The organism is Streptococcus sp. Marseille-Q5112, assembly GCF_916700555.1.
GTDB lineage: Bacteria > Bacillota > Bacilli > Lactobacillales > Streptococcaceae > Streptococcus > Streptococcus symci.
Window position 1 is genome coordinate 24,054 of sequence record NZ_CAKAKP010000014.1, and the last position, 24,464, is coordinate 48,517.

The 24,464-nt window shown below is 41.6% G+C and carries 25 protein-coding genes, 2 pseudogenes, 1 riboswitch and 2 other annotated features; of the genes and pseudogenes, 17 read left to right on the top strand and 10 right to left on the bottom strand.

What is annotated here, in order from left to right; genetic code table 11:
- Positions 1 to 33 precede the first annotated feature (33 nt).
- The 4 genes from LG372_RS08570 to LG372_RS08585 all read right to left on the bottom strand — a co-directional run bounded on the left by LG372_RS08570 (position 34) and on the right by LG372_RS08585 (position 3,795).
- Positions 34 to 1,296, bottom strand: a complete 1,263-nt coding sequence (locus LG372_RS08570) for a nucleobase:cation symporter-2 family protein (RefSeq protein WP_225742602.1) — start codon at positions 1,294 to 1,296, stop codon at positions 34 to 36.
- Positions 1,296 to 1,877 carry a xanthine phosphoribosyltransferase gene (locus LG372_RS08575; RefSeq protein WP_125851996.1) on the bottom strand — a complete coding sequence of 194 codons (582 nt, stop codon included), beginning with the start codon at positions 1,875 to 1,877 and terminating at the stop codon, positions 1,296 to 1,298. The genes LG372_RS08570 and LG372_RS08575 overlap by 1 nt, the downstream gene beginning before the upstream one ends.
- A gap of 363 nt (positions 1,878 to 2,240) precedes the next feature.
- A riboswitch (purine riboswitch) is annotated at positions 2,241 to 2,336 on the bottom strand.
- A gap of 233 nt (positions 2,337 to 2,569) precedes the next feature.
- Positions 2,570 to 2,956: a bleomycin resistance protein gene (locus tag LG372_RS08580; RefSeq protein ID WP_225742603.1), complete on the bottom strand. Its 387-nt coding sequence runs from the start codon at positions 2,954 to 2,956 to the stop codon at positions 2,570 to 2,572.
- 11 nt (positions 2,957 to 2,967) lie between these two features.
- Positions 2,968 to 3,795 carry an exodeoxyribonuclease III gene (locus tag LG372_RS08585; RefSeq protein WP_225742604.1) on the bottom strand — a complete coding sequence of 276 codons (828 nt, stop codon included), beginning with the start codon at positions 3,793 to 3,795 and terminating at the stop codon, positions 2,968 to 2,970.
- Between the two features lie 133 nt (positions 3,796 to 3,928).
- On the opposite strand from LG372_RS08585, the gene LG372_RS08590 reads away from it, so the two are divergent.
- From LG372_RS08590 to trpA, 14 genes are all read left to right on the top strand, one after another.
- Positions 3,929 to 4,384 carry a DUF3290 family protein gene (locus tag LG372_RS08590; protein ID WP_023943895.1) on the top strand — a complete coding sequence of 152 codons (456 nt, stop codon included), beginning with the start codon at positions 3,929 to 3,931 and terminating at the stop codon, positions 4,382 to 4,384.
- Complete coding sequence (locus tag LG372_RS08595) at positions 4,381 to 5,016, top strand: DUF421 domain-containing protein (protein WP_225742605.1); 636 nt, start codon at positions 4,381 to 4,383, stop codon at positions 5,014 to 5,016. Before LG372_RS08590 ends, LG372_RS08595 begins: the two co-directional genes overlap by 4 nt.
- Positions 5,017 to 5,070: 54 nt before the next feature.
- On the top strand, positions 5,071 to 6,816 hold the full coding sequence (locus LG372_RS08600) for an ABC transporter ATP-binding protein (protein ID WP_225742606.1): 1,746 nt from the start codon (positions 5,071 to 5,073) through the stop codon (positions 6,814 to 6,816).
- Positions 6,806 to 8,548 carry an ABC transporter ATP-binding protein gene (locus LG372_RS08605; RefSeq protein ID WP_140224630.1) on the top strand — a complete coding sequence of 581 codons (1,743 nt, stop codon included), beginning with the start codon at positions 6,806 to 6,808 and terminating at the stop codon, positions 8,546 to 8,548. The genes LG372_RS08600 and LG372_RS08605 overlap by 11 nt, the downstream gene beginning before the upstream one ends.
- Positions 8,549 to 8,678: 130 nt before the next feature.
- Positions 8,679 to 9,371, top strand: a complete 693-nt coding sequence (locus LG372_RS08610; RefSeq protein WP_225742607.1) for a sugar transferase — start codon at positions 8,679 to 8,681, stop codon at positions 9,369 to 9,371.
- A gap of 148 nt (positions 9,372 to 9,519) precedes the next feature.
- On the top strand, positions 9,520 to 10,749 hold the full coding sequence (locus LG372_RS08615) for a DegT/DnrJ/EryC1/StrS family aminotransferase (RefSeq protein ID WP_225742608.1): 1,230 nt from the start codon (positions 9,520 to 9,522) through the stop codon (positions 10,747 to 10,749).
- A gap of 34 nt (positions 10,750 to 10,783) precedes the next feature.
- Positions 10,784 to 11,014, top strand: a binding site (T-box leader).
- Positions 11,015 to 11,080: 66 nt separating this feature from the next.
- Complete coding sequence (gene trpB / locus LG372_RS08620; RefSeq protein WP_225742609.1) at positions 11,081 to 12,259, top strand: tryptophan synthase subunit beta; 1,179 nt, start codon at positions 11,081 to 11,083, stop codon at positions 12,257 to 12,259.
- Positions 12,250 to 12,481 (top strand) — a binding site (T-box leader). (Overlaps the previous gene by 10 nt.)
- A 71-nt stretch (positions 12,482 to 12,552) precedes the next feature.
- Positions 12,553 to 13,914 (top strand): anthranilate synthase component I, encoded by a 1,362-nt coding sequence (trpE, locus tag LG372_RS08625; RefSeq protein ID WP_225742610.1) that lies wholly within the window; start codon positions 12,553 to 12,555, stop codon positions 13,912 to 13,914.
- Entirely contained in the window at positions 13,911 to 14,477 is a 567-nt protein-coding gene (locus LG372_RS08630; protein ID WP_004256039.1) for an aminodeoxychorismate/anthranilate synthase component II, read from the top strand. The genes trpE and LG372_RS08630 overlap by 4 nt, the downstream gene beginning before the upstream one ends.
- A gap of 10 nt (positions 14,478 to 14,487) precedes the next feature.
- Positions 14,488 to 15,492 carry an anthranilate phosphoribosyltransferase gene (gene trpD / locus LG372_RS08635; protein ID WP_125431415.1) on the top strand — a complete coding sequence of 335 codons (1,005 nt, stop codon included), beginning with the start codon at positions 14,488 to 14,490 and terminating at the stop codon, positions 15,490 to 15,492.
- A complete protein-coding gene (gene trpC, locus LG372_RS08640; protein ID WP_225742611.1) occupies positions 15,489 to 16,256 on the top strand; it encodes an indole-3-glycerol phosphate synthase TrpC in 768 nt (255 codons plus the stop codon). Before trpD ends, trpC begins: the two co-directional genes overlap by 4 nt.
- Positions 16,243 to 16,842 (top strand): phosphoribosylanthranilate isomerase, encoded by a 600-nt coding sequence (locus LG372_RS08645; RefSeq protein WP_225742612.1) that lies wholly within the window; start codon positions 16,243 to 16,245, stop codon positions 16,840 to 16,842. The genes trpC and LG372_RS08645 overlap by 14 nt, the downstream gene beginning before the upstream one ends.
- On the top strand, positions 16,820 to 18,043 hold the full coding sequence (trpB, locus tag LG372_RS08650) for a tryptophan synthase subunit beta (RefSeq protein ID WP_000331265.1): 1,224 nt from the start codon (positions 16,820 to 16,822) through the stop codon (positions 18,041 to 18,043). Before LG372_RS08645 ends, trpB (LG372_RS08650) begins: the two co-directional genes overlap by 23 nt.
- A complete protein-coding gene (gene trpA / locus LG372_RS08655; protein WP_049551734.1) occupies positions 18,036 to 18,812 on the top strand; it encodes a tryptophan synthase subunit alpha in 777 nt (258 codons plus the stop codon). Before trpB (LG372_RS08650) ends, trpA begins: the two co-directional genes overlap by 8 nt.
- On the opposite strand, the gene LG372_RS08660 is transcribed toward trpA, so the two are convergent.
- Positions 18,784 to 19,443, bottom strand: coding sequence for a prepilin peptidase (locus LG372_RS08660; protein WP_225742613.1), 660 nt, complete (start codon positions 19,441 to 19,443; stop codon positions 18,784 to 18,786). The genes trpA and LG372_RS08660 overlap by 29 nt on opposite strands.
- A 69-nt stretch (positions 19,444 to 19,512) precedes the next feature.
- On the opposite strand from LG372_RS08660, the gene LG372_RS08665 reads away from it, so the two are divergent.
- Positions 19,513 to 19,968: a GNAT family N-acetyltransferase gene (locus LG372_RS08665; RefSeq protein WP_225742614.1), complete on the top strand. Its 456-nt coding sequence runs from the start codon at positions 19,513 to 19,515 to the stop codon at positions 19,966 to 19,968.
- A 72-nt stretch (positions 19,969 to 20,040) separates the two neighbouring features.
- Positions 20,041 to 20,280: a transposase gene (locus tag LG372_RS08670; RefSeq protein WP_033687246.1), complete on the top strand. Its 240-nt coding sequence runs from the start codon at positions 20,041 to 20,043 to the stop codon at positions 20,278 to 20,280.
- A gap of 109 nt (positions 20,281 to 20,389) precedes the next feature.
- Here the strand turns inward: LG372_RS08670 and LG372_RS08675 are convergent, their stop codons facing one another.
- From LG372_RS08675 to LG372_RS08695, 5 genes and pseudogenes are all read right to left on the bottom strand, one after another.
- Entirely contained in the window at positions 20,390 to 20,593 is a 204-nt protein-coding gene (locus tag LG372_RS08675; RefSeq protein ID WP_000109960.1) for a CsbD family protein, read from the bottom strand.
- Positions 20,594 to 20,623: 30 nt separating this feature from the next.
- Positions 20,624 to 21,232 carry an Asp23/Gls24 family envelope stress response protein gene (locus LG372_RS08680; protein WP_000064110.1) on the bottom strand — a complete coding sequence of 203 codons (609 nt, stop codon included), beginning with the start codon at positions 21,230 to 21,232 and terminating at the stop codon, positions 20,624 to 20,626.
- A 39-nt stretch (positions 21,233 to 21,271) separates the two neighbouring features.
- Positions 21,272 to 21,442: a DUF2273 domain-containing protein gene (locus tag LG372_RS08685; RefSeq protein ID WP_000455064.1), complete on the bottom strand. Its 171-nt coding sequence runs from the start codon at positions 21,440 to 21,442 to the stop codon at positions 21,272 to 21,274.
- A gap of 11 nt (positions 21,443 to 21,453) precedes the next feature.
- Positions 21,454 to 22,026 (bottom strand): alkaline shock response membrane anchor protein AmaP, encoded by a 573-nt coding sequence (amaP, locus tag LG372_RS08690; protein ID WP_020901648.1) that lies wholly within the window; start codon positions 22,024 to 22,026, stop codon positions 21,454 to 21,456.
- Between the two features lie 78 nt (positions 22,027 to 22,104).
- A pseudogene (locus LG372_RS08695) lies at positions 22,105 to 22,340 on the bottom strand (GlsB/YeaQ/YmgE family stress response membrane protein).
- 375 nt (positions 22,341 to 22,715) lie between these two features.
- Here LG372_RS08695 and mgaSpn point away from each other — a divergent pair.
- Positions 22,716 to 24,183 (top strand): annotated as a pseudogene (gene mgaSpn / locus LG372_RS08700) (virulence factor transcriptional regulator MgaSpn).
- Positions 24,184 to 24,464 lie beyond the last annotated feature (281 nt).

Sequence of the window (24,464 nt, forward strand, 5' to 3'; positions counted from 1 at the left end):
TGTCACACAAAAAAGAGGCTCACACCTCTTTTTTTATTTCTTCTTATGATTTAATACGGCATTTAGGACAATAGCAAGTAGGCTGGCTACGACGATTCCGTTTGAGAAGAACATTTGGAAGGCTGTCGGCATGCTGATGAAGAGATTACTATTGTTGAGTCCGACACCTGCAGCGATTGAAACTGCTGCGATAAGGAAGTTGTGTTCATTGTTAGCAAAGTCAACACGGGCGAGGATTTGCATCCCTTGAATCGATACAAAACCAAACATCACCAGCATGGCACCACCGAGGACAGGGCTCGGAATGATTTGAGCAAGGGCACCAAACTTAGGAAGGAGTCCAAGGAGAACCAGGAAACCAGCTGCGTAGTAGATTGGCAGGCAAGTCTTGATACCTGATAATTTAACCAAACCAACGTTTTGTGAAAATCCTGTGTAAGGGAAGGTGTTAAAGATTCCTCCGAGAAGTACGGCCAAACCTTCTGCGCGGTAACCGTTGCGCAGGCGCGTGCTGTCGATTGGGTCTTTTGTGATATCAGACAAGGCTAGGTAAACACCAGTCGATTCAACCATAGACACCGTTGCGATGATACACATCATGACAATAGATGAGATTTCAAAGGTTGGCATCCCAAAGTAGAGGGGAGTTGGGACATGGACAAGTGGTGCTGCCGCAACAGGAGAGAAGTCCACCAAACCCATGCTAGCAGCAATGGCAGTTCCAACAACCAAACCAATCAAAATAGAGATAGACTTGATAAATCCTTTGGTAAAGATGTTAATCAAGAGGATAATCAAAACAGTGATAGCTGCAAGCAAGAGACTTTGACCAGTTGGCTCTGGAACGTTATTTCCCATATTTCCAATAGCAACAGGAATCAAGGTTAAGCCAATCGTGGTAATAACAGATCCTGTTACGATAGATGGGAAGAGATTGGCCACTTTTGAGAAGATGCCTGAAACAAGAACCACGTAAATCCCTGATGCGATAAGGGCACCAAACATAGCGCCACTGCCATGGCTTTGCCCAATCATAATCAAGGGAGCGACGGATTGGAAGGCTACTCCGAGAACGACTGGGAGTCCAATCCCAAAGTATTTGTTGAGTTGGAGTTGGAGGAAGGTTGCCACCCCACACATGAAGATATCTGTAGAAATCAGGTAGGTTAACTGTTCAGCTGAATAGCCAAGGGCAGTCGCAATCATGATGGGAACCAGGATGGATCCTGAGTACATGGCTAGTAAGTGCTGCAAGCCAAGAACGGCTGCTTGCGAGTGTTTTTCTTGAGTTTGCATTAGAGATCTGCCTCCTTAAATATGACTTGACCATTTTCAAAACGATCCAAACGAGCGAGTGATAGAACAGGGTAGCCTGCTTTTTCAAGCAAATCACGGCCATCTTGGAAGGATTTTTCAATCACAATACCGATAGCTTCGACTGTGGCTCCAGCTTGTTCGATGATTTGAATCAAGCCTTTAGCAGCTTGGCCATTAGCAAGGAAATCGTCGATAATCAAGACCTTGTCCTCTGGTGAGAGGAATTTTCCAGCGATAGAAACAGTGCTGGTCACTTGCTTGGTAAAGGAGTAAACTTCGGCAGTTAAGATACCTTCGTTCATAGTGATGTTTTTAGCTTTTTTAGCGAAAATCATGGGAACGTTTAAGGCTTCAGCTGTAAAAACGGCTGGAGCAATACCTGACGCTTCAATGGTTACAACCTTGGTAATGCCAGCAGCAGTAAATTTTTCCGCAAAAACCTTACCAATCTCTCGCATCAAGCTAAAGTCAACTTGGTGGGTTAAAAAGGAATCCACCTTGAGGATGTTGTCACCCAAGATATGCCCATCCTTGAGGATGCGCTCTTCTAATAATTTCATAAGACCTCCTAAAGTCTAAAAGCCAGTTTACTTGTTGGTTAACTGTTTCTATAGTGAACCAGTTTGCTAGTACTATGTATTTGATAAAACTAATACGAGCGAAGCGAGTTTTATCAAATATTTCCCGCCGTAGTGGTAGCATAGACAATAATCTTGTTATTGTCTATGACGGGATTTTTGAGACTTTTGGCTCAAAAATTAGGGATGAAATTCCGAAGGAAGTTGCTCCCGTCCGCACTAATTAAGGGAAATATTAAAAATATTTAGTTTACACTTAAAGGCGTGATTTAATAAAAATATTCAAAAAAGACCTACTTAATCTCTAAGCAAGTCCCTAAAATAGGCATGGTGAAAAAGACCATCCCCTCAAGCTGACTTACTTATTGTTAGGTGTTCCGGCACCTTGTAGAAACGTCGCGCCAATTCACGACATAAACAAGTAAAACGATATTCAATTTTAAATAGGCTTGAGCCAATGTTTTTATTTTACACTAAATAACTTTAGAAATCAAATATTTTGTTAGTGTTTTGGTTTAAAAAACGAACAAACATAATAATAATGGGAGAAAATTAACTTATTGGCTAACATTTAGAAGGTTTTTCCATCATAAAAGGCATATTATCAAGATTTTTCAAGACTTGACAATATGCCTTTTTCTAACTTTAAAGACTTTTTCCCAATCTTTATTATTCTACTCGCTAAATCTTAAAAAATAACCATCAGGATCCAAAATCGCAAATTCATGGGGATATATAAAGCTATCTCCCACTCGAAATTCTCTTTTTGTTAGGGGACGATGGATAGGATAGTCAGCTTCTAGCAGTTTTTGGTGGAGTTGAGGGACATCTTCAATACCAAAGGAAATATTGACACCGCGCCCGAAAGGATAGGTTAGTTGGGCTAATTCTTCTGTGCTGCCTTCTTCTAGCATAAGTTGGCAGTCTTCAAGTGAGAGGAAGAGAAATTTCTCCTCTGGACGCTCGTATTCGACAGAGAATCCTAGCAGGTTGCAGTAGAAGTGGCGTGATTTTTCGATGTCAGATACTACAAATTCAGGAATGACAGCTTGATAGTCCATTCGTTTTCTCCTTAGAGTTCAATCTCCATGACAATAGGTGTATGGTCTTGGCGAGCTCCCGAGTCGATCATATCAGACTTAGTCACCTTGTTAGCGATGCGGTTACTTGTGAGCCAGTAGTCAATTCTCCAGCCAGTATTATTGATTTTAGAAGTCTTGCTGCGCTGTGCCCACCAAGTGTAGCGTTCTGGAACATCGCCGTGAATGTGGCGGAAGGTATCAGTAAATCCAGTTGCTAAAAGGTTAGTAAATCCAGCACGCTCCTCGTCGGTAAATCCTGGTGAACGGCGGTTGCTAGCAGGATTTGCAAGGTCAATCTCATTGTGGGCCACATTGTAGTCACCGGTTGCAAGGACTGGTTTTTCTTTGTCTAGTTGAGCCAAATACTCAGCATATTTGACATCCCAGACTTGACGTTCTTCCAAGCGTTTGAGGCCATCGCCAGCGTTTGGGGTGTAAACTTGGGTTACGAAAAATTCATCAAATTCTAGAGTGATGATACGGCCTTCCAAGTCCATGGTAGACGGAGCACCGATTTCTGGGAAAGTGACAGTGGGTGTGAGTTCTTTCTTATAGAGGAACATGGTTCCAGCATAGCCTTTACGGGCAGGCTCTTGGGAAGAGCGCCACGTGTTTTCGTAGCCTGGGAAGAGTTTTTCTAAAATTTCCAAGTGTTTCTTTGTAGGCCCTTTGGCAGAAAGTTTGGTTTCTTGGATAGCGATGATATCAGCATTTTCTTCCACAAGGGTTTGTAGGACTTCTTGGGACAATTTGGCACGAGCTGAGTCACTAGTTAGGGCAGCATTGAGGGAATCAATATTCCATGAGATGAGTTTCATAAAGTTACCTTTTTCATTCAGATTATAGATTTTATTATACCAAAAAAAGGTCTATTTCCCCAACGTATGGCTTGAAAAATCACTCTCTTTCGTTTATAATTAAGAATGATTTTATGAAAGGGAGTGAAAATAAATGAAATTTTACTCATATGACTATGTACTTAGCCAAATCAGTCAGCAAAATGGAATGATGATTGGCTTTGGGATTGTGCTCCTAGCTATCACAGGATTTTTTGCTTTTAAAGCCTATCGAGATAAAAAGGGGACTAAGTTTCGGGAATTGGTCATGATTTTGGCCTTGACCTTGGTGGCCATGCTTTTGGTGACAATCTCAAAATACCAGACCAATCAAGCCTCTAACAACCAATTTCAAACTTCCCTTCATTTCATAGAGGTTGTTTCCAAAGACTTGGGAGTGGATAAATCAGAAGTTTATGTCAATACTTCTGCAGCCACTGATGGAGCACTTATCAAGGTAGGTTCAAATTTCTATCGTGCCATGAACGGGAGCCAACCAGACAAGTATCTTTTAGAGAAATTAGAATTGAATCAAACAGACGCTATTGAATTGGTGGAGGTAAACAAATGACACTCAATTATATGGAAATTTTAATCAAACTGGCCTTGGGGCTCTTCTCGCTTGTTTTTGTTATCAATGTGACAGGAAAGGGGAACCTAGCACCTAACTCTGCGACAGACCAAATTCAGAACTATGTTCTCGGTGGTATCATCGGTGGGGTGATTTACAATAGTTCTATCAGCATTCTCCAGTATGCAGTGATTTTGATGATGTGGACGATTTTGGTCTTGACCCTCAAGTGGCTCAATAACAATGTTCGCTTTGTGAAACGCTTGATTGATGGAAAACCAACTCTCCTTATCAAAAATGGGCAGATTGACCCAGAAGCCTGTCGTTCAGTTGGCTTGTCTGCAGCGGATGTAGCCCTCAAACTTCGTAGCCAAGGGATTTTCCAGATGAAGCAAGTCAAACGAGCTGTGCAGGAGCAAAATGGCCAACTCATCGTGGTCCAAATGGGGGATGAAAATCCTAAGTATCCAGTTGTGACTGACGGTGTGATACAAGTCGATGTTTTGGAGTCGATTGGTCGTAACGAAGAATGGCTGCTTGATAACCTCAGCAAGCAAGGACATGACAATGTAGCCAATATCTTTATCGCTGAGTATGACAAGGGTGCCGTCACAGTCGTAACCTATGAATAAGAAAAACCTGGGGTCTTGGCCTCAGGTTTCAATTTGCAATCAGAAAGGGATTTTATGTCCATTATTCAAAAACTTTGGTGGTTTTTCAAGTTAGAAAAACGCCGTTATTTAGTCGGGATTGTGGCCCTGGTCTTGGTTTCCATCCTCAATCTCATTCCACCTATGGTTATGGGACGGGTCATTGATGCCATAACATCGGGGCAATTAAGCCAGCAGGACCTCCTTCTTGACCTATTTTACCTGTTGCTTGTGGCCTTTGGGATGTACTATCTACGCTATGTTTGGCGCATGTATATCCTTGGGACTTCCTATCGTCTGGGGCAGATTATGCGCTCTCGATTGTTTGAGCATTTTACTAAAATGTCTCCAGCCTTTTATCAGACCTATCGGACGGGGGACCTGATGGCGCATGCCACCAATGATATCAATGCCTTAACCCGTCTCGCAGGGGGAGGGGTTATGTCAGCGGTGGATGCCTCAATCACAGCTTTAGTGACCTTGTTGACCATGCTCTTTAGCATTTCATGGCAGATGACCTTGGTTGCCATTCTTCCCCTGCCTTTCATGGCTTATGCCACCAGTCGTCTAGGGAGAAAGACCCACAAGGCCTTTGGCGAATCGCAGGCTGCCTTTTCTGAACTTAATAATAAGGTACAGGAGTCTGTATCAGGTATTAAAGTGACCAAGTCTTTCGGGTATCAGGCGGACGAGCTCAAGTCCTTTCAGGAAGTCAATGAACTGACCTTCCAAAAGAACCTCCAAATCATGAAATACGATAGTCTCTTTGACCCCATGGTTCTCTTATTTGTTGGTTCATCCTATGTTTTAACCCTCTTGGTCGGCTCCTTGATGGTTCAGGAAGGGCAGATTACAGTTGGGAATTTAGTTACCTTTATCAGCTACTTGGATATGCTGGTTTGGCCTCTTATGGCCATTGGTTTCCTCTTTAATATTACTCAGCGAGGGAAGGTTTCCTATCAGCGGATTGAGGAACTTTTGTCTCAGGAATCACCTGTACAAGACCCTGAGTTTCCTTTAGATGGAATTGAAAACGGGCGCTTGCAGTATGCCATTGATAGCTTTGCCTTTGAAAATGAGGAAACACTGACGGATGTTCACTTTCGTTTGGAAAAAGGGCAAACTCTGGGCTTGGTTGGTCAGACAGGCTCTGGAAAAACGTCCTTGATTAAACTCCTCTTGCGTGAATACGATGTGGATAAGGGAGGCATTTACCTAAACGGTCATAATATTCGTGACTATCGTCTGACAGACCTTCGCAGTCTCATGGGCTACGTCCCTCAGGACCAGTTCCTCTTTGCGACTTCGATTTTAGATAATATCCGCTTTAGCAATCCTAACTTGCCCCTTTCAGCGGTCGAGGAAGCGACTAAGCTAGCCCAAGTTTACCAAGACATTGTAGCCATGCCTCAGGGATTTGATACGTTGATTGGTGAAAAGGGAGTCAGTCTTTCTGGTGGTCAAAAGCAACGTCTGGCTATGAGTCGGGCGATGATTTTAGACCCTGATATTTTGATTTTAGATGATTCCTTGTCAGCCGTGGATGCCAAGACAGAGTATGCTATTATTGACAATCTTAAGGAAACGCGTCAGGACAAGACAACCATTATCACGGCTCATCGCCTCAGTGCAGTTGTCCATGCAGATTTGATTTTAGTCCTGCAAAATGGCCAAATCATCGAACGAGGCAGGCACGAAGACTTGCTAGCTTTGGATGGCTGGTATGCTCAAACCTACCAGTCTCAGCAGCTGGAAATGAAAGGAGAAGAAGATGCAGAATAAACAAGAACAATGGACTGTATTGAAGCGCTTGATGTCTTATCTCAAGCCTTATGGGCTCCTGACTTTTTTGGCACTTAGTTTTCTACTAGCGACGACGGTCATTAAAAGTGTCATTCCCCTTGTGGCTTCCCACTTTATTGACCAGTATCTCAGCAATCTCAACCAACTCGCTGTGACCGTTTTGCTGGTCTACTATGGCCTTTATATCCTACAAACTCTGGTCCAGTATGTCGGCAATCTTCTCTTTGCGCGCGTGTCTTACAGTATTGTTAGGGATATTCGTAGCGATGCCTTTGCCAATATGGAAAAACTGAGTATGTCTTACTTTGACAAGACGCCAGCAGGCTCTATCGTCTCTCGTTTGACAAATGATACCGAGACCATCAGTGATATGTTTTCAGGGATTTTATCTAGCTTTATCTCAGCAGTTTTCATCTTTCTGACAACTCTTTATACCATGTTGGTGTTGGATTTTCGTTTGACTGCATTAGTCTTGCTCTTTCTCCCCTTGATTTTCCTTTTGGTCAATCTCTATCGGAAAAAATCCGTCAAGATTATCGAAAAAACCAGAAGTCTCTTGTCAGATATCAATAGTAAGCTGGCCGAAAACATCGAAGGAATCAGGATTATCCAGGCCTTTAATCAAGAGAAGCGCCTACAGTCAGAGTTTGATGAAATCAACCAAGAACACTTGGTCTATGCCAACCGTTCTGTAGCCTTGGATGCCCTCTTTTTGCGCCCTGCCATGAGTTTGCTGAAACTCCTAGGATATGCAGTTTTAATGGCTTATTTTGGCTACCGTGGACTTTATCTGGGAATAACAGCTGGAACCATGTATGCCTTTATCCAGTATATCAATCGTCTCTTTGACCCCTTGATTGAAGTGACGCAAAACTTTTCAACCCTTCAAACTTCTATGGTTTCTGCAGGTCGTGTCTTTGCTTTGATTGACGAGAGGACCTATGAACCCCTTCAAAAGGATAGCCAAGCAAAGATTACAGAAGGTAATATTCGGTTTGAACATGTATGTTTCTCTTATGATGGCAAACATCCGATTCTTGATGACATTTCTTTCTCTGTTAATAAGGGTGAAACCATTGCATTTGTAGGCCATACAGGTTCAGGGAAATCTTCGATTATCAATGTCCTCATGCGCTTTTATGAATTTCAGTCAGGGCGAGTTCTCTTGGATGATGTGGATATTAGGGACTACAGTCAGGAAGAGTTGAGAAAAAACATAGGTCTGGTCTTGCAGGATCCCTTCCTCTATCATGGAACCATTAAGTCCAATATCGCCATGTACCAAAAAATCAGTGACGAAGAGGTCCAGAATGCAGCTGCTTTCGTGGATGCAGATTCCTTTATTCAAGAACTTCCTCAGGGTTATGATTCCCCTGTTTCTGAGCGTGGGTCGAGCTTCTCTACTGGTCAGCGTCAGCTTCTTGCCTTTGCCAGAACAGTCGCCAGTCAGCCTAAAATCCTGATTTTGGATGAAGCGACAGCCAATATTGACTCTGAAACAGAAAGTTTGGTTCAAGCTTCTCTGGCTAAGATGAGACAGGGACGGACAACCATTGCCATCGCTCACCGTCTTTCGACCATCCAAGACGCCAACTGTATCTATGTTTTGGACAAGGGGCGCATCATCGAGAGTGGAACCCATGAGGAACTCTTGGCTCTGGGAGGAACCTATCACAAGATGTATAGTTTGCAGGCCGGGGCCATGTCCTAATACTCTTTGATTTTCATTGACCGTAAGAAGGAAATCCTTCAAATTACAGATTTCTTTCACCGCCTTTTCCATTTTGTGGTATAATGAAAAATGTTGACAAATAGTATAATAAAAACAAAGGAGAAACAGCATGCTGAAATGGGAAGACTTGCCCGTGGAAATGAAATCAAGCGAGGTTGAGTCTTACTACCAGCTTGTCTCTAAAAGGAAGGGTTCGCTGATTTTCAAGCGTTGCTTGGACTGGGTTCTAGCCTTGGTCTTACTGGTTCTGGCCTCTCCAATCTTTCTCATCTTGAGCATTTGGATCAAGTTGGATAGCAATGGGCCAGTGATTTACAAGCAAGAGCGCGTGACCCAGTACAACCGTCGGTTCAAGATTTGGAAGTTCCGTACCATGGTGACGGATGCAGATAAAAAAGGTAGTCTGGTGACTTCTGCTAACGATAGCCGCATTACCAAGGTTGGCAATTTTATCCGCCGTGTGCGTTTGGACGAACTGCCTCAGCTGGTCAATGTCCTTAAAGGCGAAATGTCCTTTGTCGGTACACGACCTGAAGTGCCACGCTACACAGAGCAGTATAGCCCTGAAATGATGGCAACCTTGCTTTTGCCAGCAGGGATCACCTCTCCAGCCAGCATCAACTACAAGGATGAGGACACTATTATCAGTCAAATGACCGAAAAAGGCCTGTCAGTTGACCAAGCCTATGTAGACCACGTCCTTCCTGAAAAGATGCGCTATAACCTTGCCTATCTCCGAGAATTTAGTTTCCTTGGAGACATCAAAATCATGTTTCAAACCGTGTTTGAAGTGTTAAAATAAAGTAGTCATGAGAAAATGATACTCTTCGAAAATCAAATTCAAACCACGTCAGCTTCGCCTTGCCGTACTCAAGTACAGCCTGCGGCTAGTTTCCTAGTTTGCTCTTTGATTTTCATTGAGTATGAGTACAGATAAAAGGAGCAAATCAATGCCAAATTACAATATTCCATTTTCACCACCCGATATCACCGAAGCTGAAATTGCTGAAGTAGCGGATACTCTGCGTTCTGGTTGGATTACAACAGGTCCTAAGACAAAAGAACTGGAGCGTCGCTTGTCTCAATACACACAGACACCTAAGACTGTCTGCCTTAACTCTGCGACTGCCGCTCTTGAGTTGATTTTGCGCGTCTTGGAAGTGGGACCTGGTGATGAAGTCATCGTTCCAGCCATGACCTATACAGCTTCATGTAGTGTTATCACTCATGTAGGGGCGACCCCTGTCATGGTGGATATCCAAGCAGATACGTTTGAGATGGACTATGACTTGCTTGAGCAAGCCATCACTGAAAATACTAAGGTGATCATCCCAGTAGAGCTTGCAGGGATTGTTTGCAACTATGACCGTTTGTTCCAAGTTGTGGAGAAGAAACGTGATCTCTTTACTGCTTCAAGCAAGTGGCAAAAAGCCTTTAACCGTATCGTGATAGTTTCTGATAGTGCTCATGCTTTGGGATCTACTTATAAAGGACAACCAGCTGGTTCTATCGCTGACTTTACTTCCTTCTCATTCCATGCTGTTAAGAACTTTACAACGGCAGAAGGTGGAAGTGCGACTTGGAAAGCCAATCCAGCGATTGATGATGAAGAGATGTATAAGGAATTCCAAATTCTTTCCCTTCATGGTCAAACTAAGGATGCCCTAGCCAAGATGCAACTGGGTTCATGGGAATACGATATCGTAACACCAGCCTACAAGTGCAATATGACCGATATCATGGCGTCACTTGGTTTGGTACAATTGGACCGTTACCCTGGTTTGCTAGAACGTCGTAAGGAGATCGTGGACCGCTATGATCGTGGTTTTGCAGGTTCTCGCATCCATCCATTGGCACACAAGACTGAAACTGTCGAATCTTCACGTCACCTTTACATCACCCATGTAGATGGAGCAAGCTTAGAAGAACGCAATCTTATCATTCAAGAATTAGCAAAAGCAGGAATTGCAAGCAATGTCCACTACAAACCGCTTCCGCTCTTGACAGCTTATAAGAATCTTGGCTTTGATATGGCGAATTATCCCAAGGCCTATTCCTTCTTTGAAAATGAAATTACGCTCCCTCTTCACACTAAACTAAGCGATGAAGAAGTAGACTATATCATTGAGACTTTCAAAACAGTTTCTGAAAAAGTGCTAACTTTATCAAAAAAATCGTAAAAAAGTCTTGACAAAGAAAAAACAAAGTATTAAAATAAGTTCAACAAATCAGAAAAGTAACTATTTTTGATCTTCAGGGAGCCTGTGGTGATTGTGAACAGGTGATTGGAGGTAGTGAAAGTGGGCTGATTTTAAAAATGAATTTGAAACAATGAAAATTCGGTGCGCACACCTTACAGTGCAACTTGTTGTTAGACAAGGTAGAGATGTAAAGGGGATAGTCCCTTTATAATTGAGGTGGCACCGCGTTACCAACGCCCTCACACAGAATTCAATCTGTGTGTGGGCTTTTTTCATATCTCGAAATCAATACTGAAAGAGGAAAATTTTTATGACAACTAAAGGTTATTTTGGACAATTTGGTGGTAGTTTTGTACCGGAGCCGATTCAGGCTTTGTTGGATGAGTTGGAAGTGACATTTGACAAGTACAAGAATGATCCAGAGTTTTTGGCAGAATTTCGTCATTACTTAAAGGACTATTCCGGTCGCGAAACACCGCTCTATTTTGCAGAAAGTTTGACAGAGCACTTAGGTGGCGCTAAGATTTATCTCAAGCGCGAAGACCTTAACCATCTTGGTTCTCACAAACTCAATAACGTTTTAGGACAAATTCTTCTTGCTAAACGCATGGGCAAAAAACGAGTGATTGCGGAAACAGGAGCTGGTCAGCACGGGGTTGCGACGGCGGCAGCTGCAGCCAAGTTTGGTATGGCCTGTGATGTCTACATGGGGGCAGAGGATGTGGAGCGTCAACGTCTCAATGTTTTCCGTATGGAGATGATGGGAGCAACTGTTCACGCAGTTGAAACAGGGACTCGTACCCTCAAAGATGCTGTTGATGCAGCCTTTGGAGCATGGATGAATGACCTTGAAGCCTTCTATGTTCTGGGATCTGCTGTAGGTCCTCACCCTTATCCTACCATTGTCCACGAGTTCCAAAAGGTCATCAGTGAAGAATCTCGCCGTCAAATCTTAGAAAAAGAAGGTCGTTTACCAGACTATGTTATTGCCTGTGTAGGTGGTGGTTCCAATGCCATTGGTGCTTTTTCTCAGTATGTAGCTGATGAAGAAGTTAAATTGGTTGGGGTCGAAGCTGCTGGTCATGGACTTGACACAGACAAGCACGCAGCTACTATGACAAAAGGTAGTATCGGAATTGTCGACGGTATGAAGACTTATGCAGTCTTTAAGGAAGATGGAGAGCTGGCCCCAGTTTACTCTATCTCAGCTGGATTGGACTATCCAGGGGTTGGCCCAGAACACGCCTACTTCAAAGATTCAGGTCGCGTGGAATATGTGGCTGCGACGGATGAAGAAGCTGTTAAGGCTCTCCTCCTTCTCAGCAAGACTGAAGGAATTATCCCAGCGATTGAAAGTTCGCACGCTATCGCAGAAGCAGTTAAACGTGCACCGAAACTAAGTAAAGACGACATTATCATCATCAATGTCTCTGGTCGTGGAGACAAGGACGTAGCTGCAATTGCGGACTACCTAGAAGTTAAAAAATAATAGATGGAAAAATTACAGTCTTTTCTCTCACAGAGAGCTTGTGGTTGCTGGAAACAAGCAGAGAAAGCTGTAAGGTTGGGTCCATCTGAAATGAGAGAAGAAAACATAATTCTCAAGGGAGTGCCCTTTATCGCACAGCCTGTTACAGGAGGTATCTGAGACAGGAATGAGAGATAGGAGAAATCCTATAATTGAGGTGGCACCGCGAATTTCGTCCTCACGCAAGTTGTTTTGCGTGGGGATTTTTCATATAGTCGCCACGGACTAGAAGTAGAACTGAAAGGGAAATTACAATGGAACGAATCATTCATGGAGATGTCTTATCACCAATCTTGGCTTATATGCGCCTAAAGGGGCAACACAAGGTTATCTTAGAGAGTATTCCGAGAGACAAGGAAACCGCTCGTTTTTCTATCTTAGCTTATAATCCAGTTTTTGAGATTAAGTTTGAAAATGGGATTCTTTATCAAAATGGTCAAGTGATTGATCGTGATTCCTTGGATTTTCTTTATGAAGTGACTCATAAGAGCCAGCACCATTCAGACCTCCCTTTTGGTGGTGGGGCAATTGGTTTTGTTGGTTACGATATGATTTCGCTTTATGAAGAAATTGGTCAAATTCCTGAAGATACTATTGGAACGCCAGACATGCATTTCTTCGTCTATGAGAGTTACATGGTCTTTGACCACAAGAAAGAAAAAATCCATGTCATCGAGGATGCTCTTTATAGCGAACGCAATCAAGAAGACTTGGAAAAAGCCTTGAACCAGGTGCTTGAGGAATTACGCATTCCTGCTCCAAATGAATTTGAAGACTTGGATTTATCTCCGCTCGACTTCAAACCGCATATCGCTCCTCAGAAGTTTGAGGAAATGGTGGAAAGAGCTCGTGACTTGATTCGTAATGGAGATATGTTCCAATGCGTGCTCAGTCAGCGTTTCTCAGCAGAAGTTACTGGAAATCCATTTGACTTCTACAGAAATCTCCGCGTGACCAATCCATCAAATTACCTCTATTTCTATGATTTTGGAGATTATCAAATCATCGGTGCCAGTCCTGAAAGTTTGGTTTCTGTCAAAAATGGCATCGTGACAACCAATCCGATTGCGGGAACGCGACCAAGAGGAGCAACGGAAGAAGAGGATAAGGCTTTGGCGACAGATTTACTTTCTGATGAGAAGGAAACAGCAGAGCATCGAATGTTGGTAGACTTGGGACGTAATGATATTGGTCGCATCTCTGAAACGGCCAGTGTCCAAGTCACCAAGTATATGGAAGTAGAGCTCTTCCGATATGTCATGCATTTGACCAGTGTGGTCAAGGGGCGTTTGCTTCCAGAACTCACTGCTATGGATGCCTTGAAAGCAACACTTCCTGCTGGAACTGTTTCTGGAGCACCAAAAATTCGAGCTATGAGACGCATCTATGAACTGGAAACGGAAAAACGGGGCGTATATGCAGGAGCAATTGGCTACTTGTCTGCGACGGGTGATATGGATTTCGCCATTGCCATCCGAACCATGATTCTCAAAAATCAAACAGCTTATGTGCAGGCTGGGGCAGGGATTGTCTATGACTCTATCGCAAAAAACGAATACCAAGAAACCATTAATAAGGCTAAATCTATGACTAGAATTGGAGAACTAAGACCATGATTTTATTGATTGACAACTATGATTCTTTTACCTATAACTTGGCCCAATACATTGGGAATTTTGCAGAAGTGCAAGTCTTGAGAAATGATGATCCCAAGCTGTATGAAGAAGCTGAAAAAGCAGATGGTCTGGTCTTTTCTCCTGGTCCTGGTTGGCCAGTTGATGCTGGAAAGATGGAAGACATGATTCGTGACTTTGCAGGTAAGAAACCAATTCTAGGGATTTGTTTGGGTCACCAAGCCATCGCAGAAGTCTTTGGTGGTAAGTTAGGTTTGGCGCCAAAAGTCATGCATGGGAAACAGAGCAATATCAGCTTTGAAGCGCCATCTGTTTTGTATCAAGGAATTGAGGATGGCCGTGCGGTCATGCGTTACCACAGTATTTTGATTGAAGAAATGCCAGAAGAGTTTGAAGTGACAGCTCGTTCGACTGATGACCAGGCTATTATGGGAATTCAACACAAAACCCTTCCAATTTATGGCTTCCAGTACCATCCAGAGAGTATCGGAACGCCAGATGGCTTGTCTTCTATTCGGAATTTTATCGAAAAGGTTGTAAAGTGAGGGAACTAGGATGAAAGAGATTATTGAAAAACTAGCAAAATTTGAAAATTTATCAGGTGTGGAAATGACGGATGTCATTGAGCGTATCGTAACTGGGCGTGTAACCGAAGCACAGATTGCTTCTCTCCTCTTGGCTCTTAAGATGAAGGGGGAAACACCTGAAGAGCGCACAGCCATTGCCCAAGTCATGAGAGGACATGCCCAACATATTCCAACTGAAATCCATGATGCCATGGATAACTGTGGTACAGGTGGGGACAAGTCTTTCAGCTTTAACATCTCTACAACTGCAGCCTTTGTCTTGGCTGGTGGCGGTGTCCACATGGCCAAGCACGGAAACCGTTCGATTTCTTCTAAATCCGGTTCTGCAGATGTCCTAGAAGCCTTGGGCATTAACCTAGACCTCAAACCAGCTGAACTAGGTAAGGTCTTTGATAAAACTGGCATCGTCTTTCTCTTTGCCAAAAATATGCACCCAGCTATGAAATACATCATGCCAGCTCGTTTGGAACTAGGAATTCCAACGATCATGAACTTGACTGGTCCCCTGATTCACCCAATGGCCTTGGAAACACAGCTTCTTGGTATCAGTCGTCCAGAACTTCTAGAAAGTACAGCTCAGGTTTTGAAAAATATGGGTCGCAAACGTGCCATCGTAGTTGCTGGACCAGAAGGGCTTGATGAAGCTGGTTTGAATGGAACAACCAAGATTGCACTTCTTGAGAATGGCGAAATCACCTTGTCAAGCTTTACTCCAGAGGATTTGGGGATGGAGCGCTACGCTATCGAAGATATTCGTGGAGGGAATGCTCAGGAAAATGCAGAGATTTTGCTGAGTGTTCTCAAAAATGAAGCAAGTCCATTCTTGGAAACGACAGTCTTGAATGCTGGTCTTGGTTTCTATGCTAATGGTAAGGTAGCTAGTATCAAAGAAGGAGTTGCCTTGGCTCGTCAAGTCATTGCTAGTGGCAAGGCCCTTGAAAAACTCAGACTGTTACAGGAGTACCAAAAATGAGTCAGGAATTTTTAGCACGAATCTTAGAGCAGAAGGCGCGTGAGGTCGAACAGATGGAGCTGGAGGAAATCCAGCCCCTACGCCAGACCTATCGCTTGGCTGAATTTTTGAAGAATCACCAAGACCGTTTACAGGTAATCGCTGAAGTCAAGAAGGCTAGTCCTAGTCTGGGAGATATCAATCTCGATGTGGATATTGTGCAACAGGCCCAGACTTATGAAGCGAACGGAGCAGTGATGATTTCGGTTTTGACAGATGAAGTCTTCTTTAAAGGGCATTTGGATTATCTACGAGAGATTTCCAGTCAGGTAAACATTCCGACGCTCAACAAGGACTTTATCATCGATGAAAAGCAAATCATCCGTGCTCGCAATGCCGGTGCGACAGTCATCTTGCTTATTGTCGCTGCCTTGTCAGAAGAACTCCTCAAGGAACTGTACGACTACGCGACAGAGCTTGGTTTGGAAGTCTTGGTGGAGACTCACAATCTAGCTGAACTAGAGGTGGCCCACAGACTTGGTGCTGAGATTATTGGGGTTAATAATCGCAACTTGACCACCTTTGAAGTCGACTTGCAGACCAGTGTAGCCTTGGCCCAGCACTTTGAAGAAGGTCGCTATTACATTTCTGAATCTGCTATTTTCACAGGGCAGGATGCGGAACGAGTAGCACCATTCTTTAACGGAATTTTGGTGGGAACAGCTCTCATGCAGGCAGAGGATGTAGCCCAGAGAATCAAGGAGTTGCAGATTGACAAAGGTTAAAATTTGTGGACTATCTACCAAAGAAGCGGTGGAAACAGCCGTTTCAGCAGGAGCTGACTACATCGGTTTTGTCTTTGCACCTAGTAAAAGACAGGTGAGCTTGGATCAGGCTGCTGAGCTGGCAAAGCCCATTCCTGCTAATGTTAAGAAGGTTGGCGTATTTGTTTCACCAAGTCGGGCAGAATTGCTAGAAGCGATTGAAAAGGTTGGCTTGGACCTAGTTCAAGTTCACGGTCAGGTGGTAGATGAGTTGTTTGAGGAGTTGCCTTGTGCCAGCATTCAGGCGGTGCAGGTGGATGGAGAGGGTCATGTGCCTAATTCTCAGGCAGATTATCTACTCTTTGATGCCCCTGTAGCTGGGAGTGGCCAGACCTTTGATTGGGGTCAACTGGATACGACTGGATTAACTCAGCCTTTCTTTATCGCAGGTGGCCTTAAGGAAGACAATGTAGTAAAAGCAATTCAACACTTTACTCCCTATGCAGTAGATGTATCAAGCGGAGTGGAGACAGATGGACAAAAAGATCATGAAAAGATTAGAAGATTTATAGAGAGGGTAAAGAATGGCATATCAAGAACCAAATAAAGATGGATTTTACGGAAAATTCGGTGGACGTTTCGTCCCAGAAACATTGATGACAGCAGTTTTGGAGTTGGAGAAGGCCTATCGTGAAAGTCAGGCAGACCCAAGTTTCCAGGAGGAATTGAACCAGCTCTTACGTCAGTACGTAGGTCGTGAAACTCCTCTTTACTACGCAAAAAACTTGACCCAGCATATTGGCGGAGCCAAGATTTATCTCAAACGTGAAGACCTTAACCATACAGGGGCCCACAAGATTAACAATGCCTTGGGACAAGTTCTTCTGGCTAAACGCATGGGCAAAAAGAAAATTATCGCTGAAACAGGTGCTGGTCAGCACGGTGTGGCAACTGCAACTGCTGCAGCCCTCTTTAACATGGAATGTACTATCTACATGGGTGAGGAAGATGTTAAACGTCAAGCCCTCAATGTGTTCCGTATGGAGCTTTTGGGAGCCAAGGTTGAGGCAGTGACAGACGGTTCGCGCGTGCTCAAGGATGCGGTCAATGCAGCTCTTCGTTCATGGGTGGCAAATATCGACGACACCCACTATATTCTTGGTTCTGCCTTGGGGCCTCATCCTTTCCCAGAAATCGTTCGTGACTTCCAAAGCGTTATTGGTCGAGAAGCTAAACAACAGTACCGTGACTTGACAGGACAAGATCTGCCAGATGCCCTAGTAGCCTGTGTTGGTGGTGGTTCTAATGCTATCGGGCTCTTCCATCCATTTGTAGAAGATGAGTCTGTAGCCATGTATGGAGCTGAAGCGGCTGGACTTGGTGTGGATACGGAGCACCATGCAGCTACCTTGACTAAGGGTCGTCCTGGTGTTCTTCACGGTTCTCTCATGGATGTGCTCCAAGATGCCCATGGTCAAATTCTTGAAGCCTTCTCTATCTCAGCAGGTTTGGACTATCCTGGTATCGGTCCAGAACATTCTCACTACCACGATATTAAACGTGCCAGCTATGTCCCTGTGACAGACGAAGAAGCCTTGGAAGGATTCCAGCTCTTGTCTCGTGTGGAAGGGATTATTCCAGCCTTGGAATCTAGTCATGCTATCGCCTTTGCGGTGAAATTGGCCAAAGAACTTGGACCAGACAAATCCATGATAGTCTGTCTATCAGGTCGTGGGGACAAGGATGTGGTTCAAGTCAAAGACCGCTTGGAAGCAGATGCAGCAAAGAAGGGAGAAGCTCATGCCTAAGACACTAACAGAAAAATTAAACGCTATAAAAGCAGCTGGAAAAGGAATTTTCGTTCCCTATATCATGGCTGGAGACCATGATAAAGGTTTGGATGGTCTAGCTGAAACAATACACTTTTTAGAAGATTTGGGTGTTTCGGCTATTGAAGTGGGTATTCCTTTTTCAGACCCTGTTGCAGATGGACCAGTTATCGAAGAAGCTGGCTTGCGTAGTTTAGCCCACGGGACTTCGACACAAGCTTTGGTTGAAACCTTGAAAACCATTGAAACAGAGGTTCCGCTGGTCATTATGACCTACTTCAACCCCCTCTTTCAGTACGGTGTGGAGAACTTTGTCAAAGATTTGGCAGATACAGCGGTTAAGGGCTTGATTATTCCAGACCTGCCTCATGAGCATGCCAACTTTGTGGAGCCCTTTTTAGCAGATACAGACATTGCTTTGATTCCTTTAGTAAGCTTGACCACAGGGATTGAGCGTCAGAAAGAGTTGATTGAAGGGGCGGAAGGCTTTGTCTATGCGGTTGCCATCAATGGGGTGACAGGGAAATCAGGCAATTATCGTGCAGACTTGGACAAGCACTTGTTGCAACTGCATCAAGTAGCCGACATCCCAGTTTTGACAGGCTTTGGCGTATCTAGTCAAGCCGATGTAGAACGTTTTAATGCGGTGTCAGATGGGGTTATCGTCGGTTCAAAAATCGTAAAAGCTCTTCATCAAGGAGAGTCAATTCAGGACTTCATCAAACAAGCAGTAGCTTACCAAAAATAATCACGCAAGCAGCGAGTAAGAGGAAAGGCACAAAAGGAAGTCTTTCCTTTTTCTTTTGCAGGAGAAAGGCTAGAATTCCTGTTGCAGAAGCAAATTGAATCAAGATCAGTAACTCCGTTACGCTAAAGACGAGAGCACAAGAAGCCAAAAAGAGAAAATCCCCTGCGCCCATGCGGATATCGATAAAATGAGCCAAAATTCCAAGGACAAGGAAGAAGACCATGACTAGATTCCAGCCAGAGCCGGCCATTAGGATTAGGTGGAAAGTCATCCAGACCAGTAAGGGATATTCCTGATGGCGAAAGTCGTAGATGCCCAAGGTCAAACCAGCGGTGATTAGGACGACTTGCCCCAAGGAAAGCAATTCCCAAGACCAAGACAGAAATATGAGTCCTAAGCCTAGTTCCAAAAGGGCATACCAGACTGGATAGTGAGCCTTGCAGTAGCGACAGCGAAAGCGATTGAGCACCTGCGAGAGAATCGGAATCAAATCTAAGGGGCGCAAGCGAGTCTGACAGGAATCGCAGTGACTGGCTGGACTGATAATGGATTGCTCTGGAAAACGGTCAATGACCAAACCAAGAAAGGAAGCGAGAATGCTCCCGACAAGAAAAAAATAAAAATCAATCATACTTATCTATTCGTAAAAAATAGGAGAAGTAGTATAATGGAGAAACATAGATAAGATGGTGAGGCAAAGATGATAATTCGTTTTGAAGAAAAGTTAAGCGTAGAAAATGCTCAGCGCGTATGCCAATGGTCCAACTCCCTCGGCAAATCCTTTCAAGAACAATGGATGGGAACAATGATTCCTTTTCCCTTGACAATTCAAGTTTTGCAAGATTTGGATGGAATCTTTTCTATCTTTGATGGACAAGAGTTTGTGGGGGTTATCCAGAAAATCAGGCAAGAAGACAGCAATCTTCATATTGGACGCTTTTTTATCAATCCCCAGAAACAGGGGCAAGGCTTGGGTAGCCAGGCTTTAAGGAAATTTGTTAGTTTGGCCTTTGAAAATGTAGATATAGATAGTATTTCTCTAAATGTCTTCGAGGCAAATCAAAGAGCCCAGAATCTTTACCAAAAAGAAGGATTTGAAATCGTTCAAATAGTTGAAGAACCTGTACGAAAATACATCATGGAAAAGAGTAGATAGAAAGTAAAAATCCTTGAAATCAATGTTGACTGCGATGATGAACCTGAATCAGCCCCTCAAAAGGGACTGTATATGAATGAACGTTACCAGTGTTTAAAAACTAAAGAATATCAGGCACTTTTATCTTCCAAGGGTAGACAAATTTTCGCTAAACGTAAGATTGATATGAAATCTGTCTTTGGGCAGATAAAGGTTTGTTTGGGTTATAAGAGATGTTATCTGAGAGGTAAGAGCCAAGTGAGAATTGACATGGGATTCGTACTCACGGTCAACAACCTGCTGAAATATAATAATAGAAAGAGGCAAAATTAAAAAGCTAGAGTTCCGCAATTGGAAATTTCTAGCTTTTTGTTTTCTGAGAATCATCTTGACTCAGACTCTTTTGACTAATGTTACTAAAAAGATAAAGTAACTTTTAGCCTTATTTATTGTCGCCGCTCAACATGTTTTTAACACCTTCGATAGCACCTTCTACAGCGTCTTTGGCATCTTCAGCAACTTCTTTTACTTTAGAAACAACTTTTTCAGCTGTTCCTTCTTTTTCCATTTTTTCATCACCGATGGCTTTTCCAACACCTTCTTTAATAGAACCTTTAGCTTGATTTAATTTTTCTTCTACTGACATGATAATTTTTCCTGTTATATTTATTTTATCTTAGTTTACACGAGTTTTTTCGTGAGATACTACACCAGTTGCTGCACCTTTAACAGCTTCTACACCTTCGCTAACTTTTTCTTGAACAGTTGAGAAACCAGATCCAAGACCAGATTTAGCTTTTTCGAATTGTTCTGAAGCGAATTCTCCTGTTGATTCAGCAACGTCAGATACGCGATCTTGAAGGCTTACTGAGTCTGCTTCATGTTGTTCTTTAGTTTTGATGTCGACAACGTTTACGTTGATTTCAACAACTTCCAAGTCAGTCATTTTAGCAACTTCTGAAGATACGATTTCTCTGATTTCTGAATATAAAGCTGGAACATTTTTTTGGTACTCAGCAATAATGTTTAAGTCAACTGCAACTTGTGTTTTACCAACTTCTACGTTAACACCACTTGTTACGTCATCGCTGTTAACGATTTTTTCTTTAAGATTTGAGAAGAAACCACCGTCGATTCCCAAAAGACCTGAAACGTTTTCTAGTGACAGACCAATGATTTTTTGTATAACTTTATCTTCGTAAGTAAGTTCCCCTTTGATTTCGTGAGCTACAGCAGTAGCATCTTTCTTTTCTACGTTAGTGTTAATGTTTTTTTCGTTTGACATATGAAACTCCTTTAATTAAATTAGTAATTTTTATTTTTTTTATTTATCTATATAGTTTTTTTCGATATATAATCCAGCTGCAACTCCCAGTGCTCCTAAAATCAATACAAATATTGTTTTGAAGAAGCCAAAGGAGATAATCAAACAAGCGAGAAATACGCCTATGAGACCTGCGATTATTGGATATCGATATTGTTTAAGCCATTCCATTTTTTACTTCCTTACTTCACACGACTAACAGTCTTTTTGTTTTGAGGTTTTGGTTTAGGCTGGTAGTCTTTTACTAGAACTTCTAGTTTAACCTGACGCTCAATACCAAAAAACTGCTTCAATCCATTAGTTATTTCATTTTGAATTAGTTGGCATCTGTCAGCGATGTTGTCCGAAGGAAGAATTTTACCTTCTACATGAACGAAACATTTATTTTTTCGTAAATTTACATGAACAGTTGGGTTCTTGATCAATCCATGATCACTCACCAAACTTCTAACAAAACCTTCGATTGCTGAATTCTTTAATTTCAATGTATCGTTTTTAGTTTCAAGTTGAATTTCCAAATAACGTTTAGGATAAAACAACACAACTAACATCGATAACAAAACTAAAGTTGATAGAGCCACTATCCCCCAGAATATATATCTAGAGAGATAGAATTCAACGAAATGATTCTGTCTCCAGCTAAATAGCTGAATGCCTAGATCACTAACTTGATGATAATCTATCAAAACAGGAAGGAAAATTGTCAAGATTAAAATACAGAAAATAATGAAACATATTTTCTTTGCTTTTGACATATACAATCCTTTCGATTTAACATTTAAACTATTTTTACCCGTCTAATCTATTTAAAAATAGTTTATTACTACAAGTAATTATTTTTTACCTGTAAAGAATGATACTACAGTAACAACAATTGCTACTCCTGCAATAGATGGGATCAAAGCCATTCCAGCGATGGATGGGCCCCAACTACCTAAGAGGGATTATCCTACAGATGACCCGACTAAACCAGCGAATACATTTGCGACGATTCCCATAGAACTACTTTTTTAGTGATTCTACCTGCTACAAGTCCAATAAGACCTCCAGCAATGATAGACCACAACATTGCTTACCCTCCTTTTTTATTTTAATATCAAAAAATAAATCAATTCCTTTGATTGTTGTTATTATATAATTTTAATACAAAATAATCAATTATTTTGATTATTATATAATTTTAATATAAAAAAATCAAATTCTTTGATTGTTGCTATTATATAATTTTTAAAATTAAAAATATAATCTTTCGACTTGAATTTGATTCTGTATTCACGCCCTCAATAGACGGTAAAATAAGAAAATTGTTTATATATTGCCTCCGTAGTGTTATTATACGAAATAAAGGATCTTAGTAAAAGTTGTTATATCATGCTATACCTATTCTTTGTGGTATAATTGCAAGAGGTGAAATCCGATAATTTATAAAAAGAGAAAGACATTCATGAGAGATTTATTATCTAAAAAGTCATAGGCAATTAGAATTATTATTTGAACATAAACGATGGTTTCATCGTTCTGAACTAGCAGAGTTATTAAATTGTACAGAACATGCAGTCAAAGATGATCTATCCCATGTTAAATCTGCTTTTCCTGACTTGATTTTTCATTCTTCGACTAATGGTATACGCATTATTAATACCGATGATAGTGATATTGAAATGGTTTACCATCATTTCTTTAAGCATTCAACTAATTTTTCGATTTTAGAATTTATCTTCTTTAATGAAGGTTGTCAAGCTGAAAGTATTTGTAAAGAATTCTATATCAGTTCATCTTCGCTCTATCGTATTATTAGCCAAATCAATAAAGTGATTAAAAGGCAATTTCAATTTGAAATCAGTCTGACCCCTGTTCAAATCATTGGAAATGAGAGAGACATTCGTTACTTTTTTGCACAATATTTTTCAGAAAAATATTATTTCCTAGAATGGCCATTTGAAAATTTTTCATCAGAGCCCCTATCTCAATTGTTAGAATTGGTTTATAAGGAAACAAGCTTTCCAATGAATTTGTCAACGCATAGAATGCTAAAGCTGCTCCTGGTTATTAATCTATATCGAATAAAGTTTGGTCATCTTATGGAAATAGAGAAAGATTCTTTTAACGACCAAAGTTTGGATTTTTTAATGCAGGCAGAAGGAATAGAAGGTGTTGCTCAGAGTTTTGAATCAGAATACAATATCTCTTTAGATGAAGAAGTTGTTTGCCAATTATTTGTGTCTTACTTTCAAAAAATGTTTTTCATAGATGAAAGTCTCTTTATGAAATGCGTAAAAAAGGATAGCTATGTTGAAAAATCTTACCATCTATTGAGTGATTCTATTGATCAGATTTCAGTCAAGTATCAGATTGAGATTGAGAATAAGGATAATCTGATTTGGCATCTGCATAATACCGCACATCTGTATCGTCAAGAGTTGTCCACTGAGTTTATTTTATTTGATCAAAAAGGGAATACAATCAGGAATTTTCAAAATATTTTCCCTAAATTTGTTTCAGATGTAAAAAAAGAGCTTTCTCATTATTTAGAGACTCTTGAGGTTTGTTCTAGTTCAATGATGGTAAATCATCTATCTTATACCTTCATCACTCATACCAAACATTTGGTGCTTAATTTACTACAAAATCAGCCAAAGCTGAAGGTTCTGGTTATGAGTAATTTTGATCAGTATCATGCAAAATCCGTTGCAGAGACACTTTCTTATTATTGCAGCAACAATTTTGAACTTGAAGTTTGGACTGAATTAGAATTATCAAAGGAATCTTTAGAAGAATCGCCTTATGATATCATCATTTCTAATTTTATTATTCCTCCGATTGAAAATAAGAGACTGATCTACTCAAATAATATAAACACGGTCTCACTCATATCTTTGTTAAATGCCATGATGTTTATTCGATTAGACTAGTAATTCAGAATAACAAAAAGAACGCTATATAGCGTTTTTGTTATATGAAAAGAATTTCATCTATATTAGACTCAGAATATCCTAAAAAACTTGTTATGTTTTGGTTTAGCATAAGCAAAAAGTCTTGGAATCAAGGCTTTTTCCTGTTGTTTAGATGCTCCCTGATTGAAATTGGATGGGATTTTCATATTGAAACTAATCAAAAATGTTGAAATATAAGTGATTTTCAGCAGATACTTGTAGTAATTTTAAATGTGATTATTTCAAGACGGGGCAAAAGT

Bases quoted from the DNA above. Each gene is read 5' to 3' on its own strand.
- LG372_RS08630 (WP_004256039.1), top strand. From the start codon at position 13,911: ATGATTTTATTGATTGACAACTATGATTCTTTTACCTATAACTTGGCC.
- LG372_RS08670 (WP_033687246.1), top strand. From the start codon at position 20,041: ATGAATGAACGTTACCAGTGTTTAAAAACTAAAGAATATCAGGCACTT.
- LG372_RS08680 (WP_000064110.1), bottom strand. From the start codon at position 21,232: ATGTCAAACGAAAAAAACATTAACACTAACGTAGAAAAGAAAGATGCT.
- LG372_RS08685 (WP_000455064.1), bottom strand. From the start codon at position 21,442: ATGGAATGGCTTAAACAATATCGATATCCAATAATCGCAGGTCTCATA.
- trpD (WP_125431415.1), top strand. From the start codon at position 14,488: ATGAAAGAGATTATTGAAAAACTAGCAAAATTTGAAAATTTATCAGGT.
- trpC (WP_225742611.1), top strand. From the start codon at position 15,489: ATGAGTCAGGAATTTTTAGCACGAATCTTAGAGCAGAAGGCGCGTGAG.
- LG372_RS08570 (WP_225742602.1), bottom strand. From the start codon at position 1,296: ATGCAAACTCAAGAAAAACACTCGCAAGCAGCCGTTCTTGGCTTGCAG.
- LG372_RS08660 (WP_225742613.1), bottom strand. From the start codon at position 19,443: ATGATTGATTTTTATTTTTTTCTTGTCGGGAGCATTCTCGCTTCCTTT.
- LG372_RS08590 (WP_023943895.1), top strand. From the start codon at position 3,929: ATGAAATTTTACTCATATGACTATGTACTTAGCCAAATCAGTCAGCAA.
- LG372_RS08615 (WP_225742608.1), top strand. From the start codon at position 9,520: ATGCCAAATTACAATATTCCATTTTCACCACCCGATATCACCGAAGCT.
- amaP (WP_020901648.1), bottom strand. From the start codon at position 22,026: ATGTCAAAAGCAAAGAAAATATGTTTCATTATTTTCTGTATTTTAATC.
- trpB (WP_000331265.1), top strand. From the start codon at position 16,820: ATGGCATATCAAGAACCAAATAAAGATGGATTTTACGGAAAATTCGGT.
- LG372_RS08575 (WP_125851996.1), bottom strand. From the start codon at position 1,877: ATGAAATTATTAGAAGAGCGCATCCTCAAGGATGGGCATATCTTGGGT.
- LG372_RS08580 (WP_225742603.1), bottom strand. From the start codon at position 2,956: ATGGACTATCAAGCTGTCATTCCTGAATTTGTAGTATCTGACATCGAA.
- trpA (WP_049551734.1), top strand. From the start codon at position 18,036: ATGCCTAAGACACTAACAGAAAAATTAAACGCTATAAAAGCAGCTGGA.
- LG372_RS08665 (WP_225742614.1), top strand. From the start codon at position 19,513: ATGATAATTCGTTTTGAAGAAAAGTTAAGCGTAGAAAATGCTCAGCGC.
- LG372_RS08675 (WP_000109960.1), bottom strand. From the start codon at position 20,593: ATGTCAGTAGAAGAAAAATTAAATCAAGCTAAAGGTTCTATTAAAGAA.
- LG372_RS08600 (WP_225742606.1), top strand. From the start codon at position 5,071: ATGTCCATTATTCAAAAACTTTGGTGGTTTTTCAAGTTAGAAAAACGC.
- LG372_RS08595 (WP_225742605.1), top strand. From the start codon at position 4,381: ATGACACTCAATTATATGGAAATTTTAATCAAACTGGCCTTGGGGCTC.
- trpE (WP_225742610.1), top strand. From the start codon at position 12,553: ATGGAACGAATCATTCATGGAGATGTCTTATCACCAATCTTGGCTTAT.
- LG372_RS08610 (WP_225742607.1), top strand. From the start codon at position 8,679: ATGCTGAAATGGGAAGACTTGCCCGTGGAAATGAAATCAAGCGAGGTT.
- trpB (WP_225742609.1), top strand. From the start codon at position 11,081: ATGACAACTAAAGGTTATTTTGGACAATTTGGTGGTAGTTTTGTACCG.
- LG372_RS08585 (WP_225742604.1), bottom strand. From the start codon at position 3,795: ATGAAACTCATCTCATGGAATATTGATTCCCTCAATGCTGCCCTAACT.
- LG372_RS08605 (WP_140224630.1), top strand. From the start codon at position 6,806: ATGCAGAATAAACAAGAACAATGGACTGTATTGAAGCGCTTGATGTCT.